Source organism: Anaplasma phagocytophilum (assembly GCF_023476575.1).
Taxonomy (GTDB): Bacteria; Pseudomonadota; Alphaproteobacteria; order Rickettsiales; family Anaplasmataceae; genus Anaplasma; species Anaplasma phagocytophilum_A.
The window spans coordinates 1-6280 of sequence record NZ_JAHLEX010000074.1 but is presented as its reverse complement, the minus strand read 5'-3'; the positions used below and the strand labels follow the sequence as shown (position 1 = coordinate 6280).

General features: G+C 42.3%; 7 protein-coding genes. 6 read left to right on the top strand and 1 reads right to left on the bottom strand.

Annotation, left to right across the window (positions count from 1 at the left end):
* The coding region (locus KPX09_RS04000) for a glutaredoxin domain-containing protein (RefSeq protein ID WP_249549102.1) at positions 1 to 179 on the bottom strand (179 nt) is incomplete at its 3' end.
* A 26-nt stretch (positions 180 to 205) separates the two neighbouring features.
* Here KPX09_RS04000 and KPX09_RS03995 point away from each other — a divergent pair.
* From KPX09_RS03995 to KPX09_RS05630, 6 genes are all read left to right on the top strand, one after another.
* Complete coding sequence (locus KPX09_RS03995; protein ID WP_249549101.1) at positions 206 to 1162, top strand: bifunctional riboflavin kinase/FAD synthetase; 957 nt, start codon at positions 206 to 208, stop codon at positions 1160 to 1162.
* A 93-nt stretch (positions 1163 to 1255) separates the two neighbouring features.
* Positions 1256 to 1726 (top strand): signal peptidase II, encoded by a 471-nt coding sequence (gene lspA / locus KPX09_RS03990; RefSeq protein WP_249549100.1) that lies wholly within the window; start codon positions 1256 to 1258, stop codon positions 1724 to 1726.
* Positions 1719 to 3302, top strand: coding sequence for a M16 family metallopeptidase (locus KPX09_RS03985; RefSeq protein ID WP_249549099.1), 1584 nt, complete (start codon positions 1719 to 1721; stop codon positions 3300 to 3302). Before lspA ends, KPX09_RS03985 begins: the two co-directional genes overlap by 8 nt.
* Before the next feature lies 1 nt (position 3303).
* A complete protein-coding gene (locus KPX09_RS03980; protein ID WP_249549098.1) occupies positions 3304 to 4635 on the top strand; it encodes a M16 family metallopeptidase in 1332 nt (443 codons plus the stop codon).
* 201 nt (positions 4636 to 4836) lie between these two features.
* Positions 4837 to 5715 (top strand): hypothetical protein, encoded by an 879-nt coding sequence (locus tag KPX09_RS03975; RefSeq protein WP_249549097.1) that lies wholly within the window; start codon positions 4837 to 4839, stop codon positions 5713 to 5715.
* A gap of 36 nt (positions 5716 to 5751) precedes the next feature.
* Complete coding sequence (locus KPX09_RS05630; RefSeq protein ID WP_275973646.1) at positions 5752 to 5877, top strand: hypothetical protein; 126 nt, start codon at positions 5752 to 5754, stop codon at positions 5875 to 5877.
* Positions 5878 to 6280: the final 403 nt, after the last annotated feature.

Genomic DNA, 6280 nt, shown 5'->3' with positions numbered 1-6280 from the left:
CCGTCAATGAATATCTGTGGAACAGTCTTCCTACCGGAGCGTTCTACCATTTCAAGTTGTGCTTCTGGATCGTTAGTTATATCTATCTCTTTGAAATGAATACTTTTTTTGTTGAACAAAGCCTTAGCCCTAGTACAATATGGACAAGGGACTTTGGTGTATATGACAACATCGCGCATATCACCTCCTCTCTCAATTCATGTGTATGCGCTTGGCTAGCATAGCTTCGTTTGTGTGTAAAGATATTTATATGGAAGTGCTTTGTGAGCGTTCTAGTGCCAGGGAGGTGGTGCTAACGTTCGGAAATTTTGATGGAGTGCATCGTGGGCATATGCACGTCTTCTCTGAGGTTGTACGTTTAGCTCTAGAACACAATCTGGCCTCTGCTGCATTAACGTTTTCTCCTCATACAGCAGTGTTTTTGAAAAAGCGGGAGAATTTTTTGTTATCAGACTTTGAGCACAAAGTTCAACTTATAGAAAGCTGCGATATAGATTACCTGCATGTCGTAGAATTTGATGAATTATTCGCCAAAATGTTACCGGAAGCTTTTATCGAAAACATCTTAGTACAACGCTGTAAAGCACGGTATGTAGTTGTGGGAGAAGATTGTGTTTTTGGTTATCGATGTATGGGGAACATTGATACGCTCAGATCATATTCTCAAAGCTATGGTTACAAAGTTATGGTAGTTGATCATCTTTCTGTCAGTGGACAGAAGATATGCTCATCGTCTTCTATCAGAAAGTGTGTGGAAAGCGGGGATATCCAGTCTGCAAATTTGCTACTAGGCAGGTGTCATGCTATCAGCGGTCAAGTGATGCGGGGCAGAGCTAGGGGAAGAACGATTGGTTTTCCAACTCTTAATCTTAGTCTAGAGCATACTATCATGCCCTGTAGGGGTGTGTATGACGCCAGAGTGCGCATTGGACAAGAGTGGTTCTCCGGAATAGCCAACATAGGTGCTAGGCCTACGTTCTCTGAGGATGAGTTGCCCGTATTGGAAATGCACATTTTTGATTTCGATGCAGACATATACGGGCGCGAAGTGACAGTAGAGCTTCTAGACTTCATAAGGCCAGAGCAAAAATTTCAGAGCATAGAGCAATTGGTAGAACAGATCAAAAGAGACATAGCAATAGTTAAGTGCAAAAAACACTAGTCATAATACATATATTGTGCAAATGGAGTTCTTCTATTCAAAGAAAATTGTTTCTGCTATTATGAACGCGACAATGATACTGTAGGTTGTGTTATGAGGAGATCTATAATCGGAATAATAGTGCTGCATGTTGTGATGGCATTAGATCAGATAAGCAAGTTGCATATGTCCAAGCTATACGCAGCACATGGCGATATTACTGTTTTTGAGTGTTGTAATTTGATACAGCTTTGGAATAAGGGGATAAGCTTTGGCCTGTTTAGTACCTTAGAAAATGGAAACACGGTGTTTATGGTGTTATCAGCAATCATGATAGCAATCCTGTCATATACGAAGATCAAAACGAAAAGTATGTCAAGAAGTTGCTGTTTGAGCGTTATCGTGGGTGGTGCACTTGGTAATTTCGTGGATAGACTGAGATTCGGTGCTGTGTATGACTTCATAGATTTGCACATTGGAGATTGGCACTGGCCCGCATTTAACTTGGCAGATCTCAGTATAACGTGTGGAGTTATTGTCTTTCTAGTCATGGAACTCAGAAAGCGCAGCCGGCTTAATGCTTAGGAAACAAGGGATTGTTCATGATATTGTTAAGATAGCTGAAACTATTTACGGCAATATTTCGGATAAAGTTGTTTCATTTTTGGATGAAAAAAGGATGAGAAGTTTTTTTTCGGTTTGTTTATGTATCTTTTTGCTTTTTGGGCGTGTTGCGCATGCAGTAGATCCGCAAAAAATGCGTTCCACTGAACTAAAAAATGGCATGAAGGTTTATGTAATAAAAAACAACAGCTTACCTATAGTCATGCACATGCTGATATACAAGGTGGGGGGCGTTGATGACCCTCCTGGTTTGTCAGGTATTGCTCATTATTTTGAGCACATGATGTTCTCGGGGACAAGAAAGTTTCCAAAATTTGCAGATGTTATAGATGGACTTGGGGGAGATATGAATGCGGAGACCTCCTCCTCTTACACTGCTTACCATGAGTTAGTGCATAAGAAGCACCTTCCTCTGATTATGGAGATGGAAGCAGATAGAATGCAGTCGCTACGTCTGGTAGACAAATATCTAGAGCGTGAACGCAATGTTGTGCGTGAAGAGCGTAAGATGAGGGTTGAGAGTACAAAGCAAGCTCTGCTTGCAGAAGAAGTGTTTAACGTGTTCTACAGAAACGGTTATGGTAGACCCGTTATAGGATGGGATCACGAGATTTCGAATTACGAGAAAGAGTCAGCTAACGCTTTTTATCGTAAATATTACAACCCTAATAATGCCATACTGCTTGTAGTGGGGGATGTTGACTTTGCTGAAGTTGTGCTATTGGCCAACCAGCACTACGGTAAAATAAAAAACCGTCATGGGCGTATTCAGAAAAAGTTTGCAACAAATATTGAGCCTCCGCACAGAAGCGAGATTATTCTAAAAATGTCACATCGTACAATTTCAGATCCTGAGGTAATGATGTTGTACAGAGCTCCAAGTGTGAGCACGGAATCTGATAATAAGGTTCTGCTTGCTACGCGTATTGCTGTAGATATAGTTGCGGGAGACGCATTTGGTGTATTGTATAACGAATTAGTCAAAAATAGGTCCTTGGCGACAGGTGTTTTTGGAGAATACAGTGAGTTAGTGGGAAGTGATGGTGTAGTGTCGGTTGAGTTGCTGCCAAAACTTGGTGTTTTACCTGAAGATATCAGTAGAGAAGCTAAGGAAGTAATAGCAGATTTGATGAAGCAGGGCGTAACTGAGGAGCTTGTTGATAGTGCAAAATATAGGAGTATGGCGCACTTCACATATAGCTTAGATGGTGTAGCGAGTATGGCGCGATTATATGCTAATACTTTAGCTGTGGGAGCAGAGCCATTAGCTTCTGAAGATGTGCTTGAAGCAATAAAAAGCGTCACTGTAGAGGATGTTAATTCTGTGCTGAGGCGTATATTTAGTGAGGCTTCTGTGATGGCCTACCTTACTGGGGATGAGCACGATGGAGAAGACGAATATGATGAAGCAATGCTAAGTTCTCAGAGCATCTCTCAGCCTGAAGAAGGCTCTGATATAGCGACGGAATTCCCGCATGAAGATGAGGCTACGTGGTCTCCAGATGATGGAAGTATAGTGTCTGTAGCGGAGGCATAAAATGAGTAATAAGCTGTTTGGTCATGTGCTATTTTTTATTAGCGTTTTGTTTTGGGGTACTCATTGCTTTGCCTCTGATGTGCAAATTGACATTCGTGACGTGAAGACTTCTGCAGGGATTGGCTACTGGTACAAGCATGAAGATGGACTTCCCCTAGTGTCTATGACTATGGCATTTAAAAATGCTGGTTTCATTTATGATCCTATAGACAAGAAGGGGTTGGCGTCGTTAGCGACTTCGTTGATATCGCATGGTACAACGAAGGATGGGGAAAGTATTGCTAAGCTGTTTCAAGAGAAAGGAATAAATTTTCATGTTTCTGTAGACAGTGACAATGCTTATGTAACGTTGAAGACTCTTTCTGAGAATTTAGATTTTGCACTAGGGTTGATAGGGGAGGTGTTGGTAGATTCTCCTATTGATGAAGAGGTTTTTGTCATAGAAAAGGAACGTCAAAAATCAGACATAAGGCGCGATTCTAGTGATCCGGGACAGCTAGCACATAACATGTTGAACAAAGTTGTATTTGGTGAGCAGCCGCACGCTTATGACGCTTCCGGCACGTTAGACGCTCTTGAAGGGGTTACCATTGAAGACGTAGAAAATTACCGACGTGAAAATTTTGACTTAGACAAAGTGGTAATAGGTGTTGTTGGAAATGCATCTGAAGAGAATGTTTCACGCATGCTGGATAAGGCTCTTGCTCGTCTTGGTAGAGGGCAAAATTCCAAGGTAATTGGCGATGCAGTTCTTAATATAGGGTTGCGCGGATATGTTGCGTATGATTCGCCACAGAGTGTTATAGTTTTTGCGGCGAAGAGCATACCTCGTAAGGATCCAAAGTATCATGTGGCGGAGATTCTGAGCAGTGCACTGGGAGGTATGGGGCTGAGTTCGGTTCTTATGCAGGAGATACGTGAAAAGTTGGGCATAACGTACCATGTAAGCAGTGGTCTGTATAATGTAGAAGGTGCGAGTCTTTTTGAAGGTATTTTGTTTACCGATAAAGAAACTGCAAGAAAGGGTGTGGAAGCGTTTTTAAGGACTGTGCAATCTGTTAAGGAAAGGGGGCTAGATAAACGTGCGTTTGAGATTGCGCGTGCAAAAATAGTGAGTTCTACACTCTTTTCACTCTCTAGAACTTCTTCTATGTCCCAGGTATTGGTGTATCTACAGCTGCATGGTTTTGGTGCAGACATTCACAATTACAGTGCTAGGTATGAATCTGTCACTCTGGAGGAAGTTAACGAATTTGCTAAAAATTTCTTAGGAGACTTTACCATTGTAGAGGTTGGTGCAGAAAATAATATTGATGCAACTATTACTTTGTGAAAGTCTATATTCCAAATGATTGTGCGGCTATGAACCGGTTTTCTGCCGGTTCATAGCTGGCCAACCTAGTGTGTGCTTGCGTGTGTGTTACAGAGGTTCTACAATTGACTAGCGTTGCGTGGAGTTGTACGTGTCCGGTGCAGTTTCGCGGCGAAGTTGTCCTCTGGTGACATACTGCAAGGAAGATAGCTGAGGGTATGTATGGCTGCTGATTCTGTTGTAATAGATAAGAATTTAAAATCTTCAATAAGTAAAAGGGCGTTTAGTAAGTCTTATTACAGAGCGGGAATATTATGTGCTGCATTGTGTGGAGCGGTTGCAGTATACTCACTTTCATATGCTGTTGCGACTGGGCTCGTCATCTCTCTACATACTACAATGTTTGCTGTAGCTATGGTGGCAGCGGTAATGTTTTTGCTCAGCGTGTTATACTCTGCTGTTGTAGCAGCATTAGAGCGCAATAGTGGTGGGATTCGCATTGCAGACGGGGAAGTATCGCGTAACAGCAGCCCAAGTAAAGTAAATTTTTATCTTAATGTTATCAAGAGATGGGGTAATAACGGGTACAGTGCGTATCAGACGACTCTTGTGTATCTCATGGTATCGTCATTGTGGGTCGCATCAGGTTTTTTGGGAGCTATAATAGGTCAAGGTGGGGGTCTTCAGCAGCTGCTTACAGTTCCAGCTCCATTGGTCATGGTTGCAGTGTTCCAAGCGGCTCTTGTCATTTTTCTTGCGTCGACAGTGCTACTGTTCCTGGCTAGGCTTTTTGCGGAAGAGCGCAAAGTCGAGAATAGGATTTTTATATTTCCAGATTGCAAGCTTCCATTCAGGCTACAGCCTGAGCAGTTTGTTGAGGTATTGGGTTCTACCAAGCTTGCAGTTGGTGTAACACATGCTGATTTCTCTGGCACTACAGCACCAAAGCCTGCTGCGGAAGCGATGTATTATGCCTGTGTACAGGAGGGGGTGGAGGTAGTAGAATCTGTACTAAATGATGGTATTGGTGGAAATGTAACTGAGGTAACCACGGTGAAGTGTGTTATTTCATCTCCAGAGCCTGCTGTGATAATGCGTTAGAACTTTAACGGCAAGTTTTGAGTAGTGATGTGGTATGTGTTCAGGTATGGTGCATACGCGCCGTGTCGTTTTTGTGTGCCACTAGCGTGGCATGGATGGCAGCAATTAGGTTCTACTGGCGATTTGAAGAGTATGCAGTATGATATAGTGGCTTGTATGTAATACTTTTTGATGTACTCTTGGAAGCATTGCCTGTACATAGTAGCTTTATTATGGTTCGTATAACATTTGAGAGTAGGCAGCGCATGTCTTATGGTGCGGTCAGGTGTAACTCACCGTGCGTGCAGACCATACGGAAATTCATTATGTATGTTAATACGTTGCTAAACTACAAATGCTCGTTTGTGTAGGTATGGGCATAGATTCTTTGGTACAGAGGTATAAAAATCCGTATTTCGCTCTGCTGTGTAACGTCATCAACGTGGCCGACAAAGAAATTAATATACTAAATAAATAACAAGTTGCGGTGTTTCCACAAAAACATATGAGAGAAAACTACGAGAGTTGGACAAGAGATGTAACACAAGAAGGAGTAGTGAATCCATCCGGCAGTAAGAACCCGCTA

Bases quoted from the DNA above. Each gene is read 5' to 3' on its own strand.
- KPX09_RS03995 (WP_249549101.1), top strand. From the start codon at position 206: ATGCGCTTGGCTAGCATAGCTTCGTTTGTGTGTAAAGATATTTATATG.
- lspA (WP_249549100.1), top strand. From the start codon at position 1,256: ATGAGGAGATCTATAATCGGAATAATAGTGCTGCATGTTGTGATGGCA.
- KPX09_RS03980 (WP_249549098.1), top strand. From the start codon at position 3,304: ATGAGTAATAAGCTGTTTGGTCATGTGCTATTTTTTATTAGCGTTTTG.
- KPX09_RS03975 (WP_249549097.1), top strand. From the start codon at position 4,837: ATGGCTGCTGATTCTGTTGTAATAGATAAGAATTTAAAATCTTCAATA.
- KPX09_RS03985 (WP_249549099.1), top strand. From the start codon at position 1,719: ATGCTTAGGAAACAAGGGATTGTTCATGATATTGTTAAGATAGCTGAA.